Annotated in this window: 3 protein-coding genes; all 3 read left to right on the plus strand. The window is 75.1% G+C overall.

The annotated features are described in order from the left end of the window. On the plus strand, window positions 1-1,516 hold a 1,516-nt coding region (locus tag EAO70_RS36925), incomplete at its 5' end, for a PP2C family protein-serine/threonine phosphatase (protein ID WP_148007135.1). Beyond that, entirely contained in the window at window positions 1,513-2,619 is a 1,107-nt protein-coding gene (locus tag EAO70_RS36930; protein WP_148007136.1) for a B12-binding domain-containing protein, read from the plus strand. The genes EAO70_RS36925 and EAO70_RS36930, both read left to right, overlap by 4 nt. Then, window positions 2,616-2,887: STAS domain-containing protein (locus EAO70_RS36935; RefSeq protein ID WP_148007137.1), on the plus strand; the 272-nt coding region annotated here is incomplete at its 3' end. The genes EAO70_RS36930 and EAO70_RS36935, both read left to right, overlap by 4 nt.

Raw genomic sequence — 2,887 nt, forward strand, 5'->3', positions numbered from 1 at the left:
CCCCCCGCGGCCCAGATCCGAGACGACGCCCGCCCGGGCGGCCGGCCCCGCACTGCGCCCCCCGCGGCCCAGATCCGAGACGACGCCCGCCCGGGCGGCCGGCCCCGCACTGCGGGGCAACCACGAGGGCCGGCTCCTGCGGGCCCACCCCACCGAGTCCGGCCACGGCGACGTGGCCTGGTGGCTCGTCGACGACTCCGACCTCACCGCGGCCGAGGACGCCCTGAGAACCGAGCGGGAGCGCGCCGCGCTCCTGTCGGAGGCCTCCACCCAGCTGCTGTCCTCGCTCAACCCCCAGCGCTGTCTGGAGCGGGTGGCCCTGCTCGCCGCCGCCCACCTCGCCGACGCGGCGATGGTCATCTCCCCGCCCGCGAAGAATCGGTACGGCGTGGTGACCGCCGTGGGGGACCGGATCACCGCGCGCCCCCTGCGGCTGGACCCCGCGGCCGTTCCCGGCCTGTCCGAGGCCCTCCAGGGATTCCCCCGCGTACCCGCCCGGTGGCTGGACCCCGCCGACCTGCCGGACTGGGCGGTCCCCGAGGGTTTCGACGGCATCCCGGGACCCGTCTCCATCACCTCCCTGCCCGGCCACGGCGTGCCCGCCGGAGCCCTCATCCTGCTGCGGCGCGCCGGCCGCTCGGCCTTCGACGCCTCCGAGGAACTCTTCGCCCGGCTGTTCGCCGCGCGCGCCGGCGCCGCCCTCTCGGCGGCCCGCATGTACGCGGAGCAGGCCGGCATCACCCGTGCCCTGATCGCCGAACTCCTCCCCCCGCAGCTCCACCACGTCCACGGGGTCGACTTCGCCGGCGGGTACCGCACCTCCCAGGACACCGAGCGGATCGGCGGCGACTTCTACGACGTCCACCCCGGCGCCGACGCCGAGCAGGAATCGCTCGCCGTCCTCGGCGACGTGTGCGGCAAGGGACTCGACGCCGCCGTCCTCACCGGCCGGATCCGCAGCACCCTGCACGCCCTGCTGCCCCTCGCCGACGACCACCAGCACGTGCTGAAGCTGCTCAACGGCGCCCTCCTGACCGCCCGCCACACCCGCTTCGCCACCCTGGTCCTGGCCTCGGTGCGGCGCTCGGGAGGACGGGTCAGGCTCCGGCTGACCAGCGCGGGCCACCCCGTACCGCTGATCCTGCGCGGCACGGGCGAGGTCGAGGAGGTGGACACGGGCGGAACCCTCGTGGGCGTCCTACCGGAGGTCACCTCCCGGTCCGTGACGGTGCACCTGGCGCCGGGGGAGACGTGCCTGCTCTACACGGACGGGATCACCGAGGCCCGCGGCGGGCCCCTCGGATCGACGATGTTCGGCGAGCGGCGCCTGCGGACCGCGCTGGCCGAGTGCGTCGGACTGTCGGCCGAAGCCGTCGTCGAGCGCGTCCAGATGCTCGCCGGCGACTGGGTCGGCGGCGGACCGCACGACGACATGGCGATCGTGGCGATCACCGCCCCGCACACCACCCATCTGACCGCGGTCAACGGACGCACCCGGGGCAGGTACACCGCATGACGACAGAGACCATGATCGCCCGGCCGGACCTCGCCGACGTCCGGGAGCGACTGTGGGCGGCCCTCGGCGCCAGGAACGAGCGGGCAGCCGCCGAGGCCGTCTTCGCCGCCTGCGACGCCGGTGCGCCCCTGGAGGACGTCCTGCTCGACGTCATCGGCCCCGTACAGGCCCGGGTCGGCGCCGAATGGGCGGCCGGCCGGATGAGCGTCGCCCAGGAGCACGCGGTGACGGCGATCCAGGACCGGGTCATCTCCGCACTCGCCCACCGGACCCCGCCCGACCTCCCCGCGGACCGGGACACCCCCGGCACCTTCCGCCGACACGTCACCGTCGCCTGCGTCGACGGCGAATGGCACGCCTTCCCCGCCCGCCTCCTCGCCGAGGTGCTCCGCGCCCGAGGCTTCGCCGTCGACTACCTCGGGGCACACGTCCCCACCCCGCACCTGATCGCTCACGTGCACCAGAGCGCGACGGACGTCGTCGCGCTCTCCTCGTCACTGCCCGTCCGCCTGCCGACGGCCCACGCGGCCGTCACCGCCGTCCAGGCCGTCGGGATCCCCGTGATCGTCGGCGGAGCCGCCTTCGGCCCCGACGGCCGGTACGCCCGCCTGTTCGGCGCCGACGGATGGGCGTCCGACGCCCGGGCCGCGGCCTCCCTCCTCGCAGGCGGTCTGGGGCCGCCCAGACAGGCCATGGCCGATCCGGACCACCATCTGCCGCATCTCCTCGACCAGGAGTACACCCTCGTCAGCCGCGCCCGGATCCAGCTCACCCGCGAGGTCCTCGAAGGCCTGGAGGCCAAGGTCCCGGCCATGGCCGCCTACAGCGACGAGCAGCGGGAGCGGACCGCGGAGGACATCGCCCACATCATCGACTTCCTCGGCGCGTCCCTCTACGTCGACGACCCGGAACTGTTCACCGGATTCCTCACCTGGACCGCGGGAGTGCTCGCGGCCCGCGGTGTCCCGAACAGCGCCCTGCTCGGCGCGCTCGACCTCCTCGCCGACGCCCAGCACGACTTCCCCCGCGCGCAGGCCCACCTCACGGCCGGTCGCCGCGCGCTGACCCGCGTACCCGCTCAGGCCCCAGGACTCCACGCATGACCGCCTTCTCCGACCTCCCCGACACCGACTTCGAGCTGGAGGCCACCACCGGCGGGGACGGCGCCCTCCGCGTGAAGCTCGCCGGCGACCTCACCTGGGACGCCACCGACGAGCTGCTGACCGCCGTGCGCGCGCACCTCGCCTCGGCCGCCGGTCCCGGCGACGTCCACCTCGACTGCGCCCGCATGACCCTGTGCGACTCGATGGGGCTCTCCACGTTCCTGGCCCTTCACCGGGACACCACGGCGGCCGAGGCGAGGTGCGCGCG

This window comes from Streptomyces sp. adm13(2018), from assembly GCF_008042145.1.
In the GTDB taxonomy this organism is placed as follows: Bacteria; Actinomycetota; Actinomycetes; order Streptomycetales; family Streptomycetaceae; genus Streptomyces.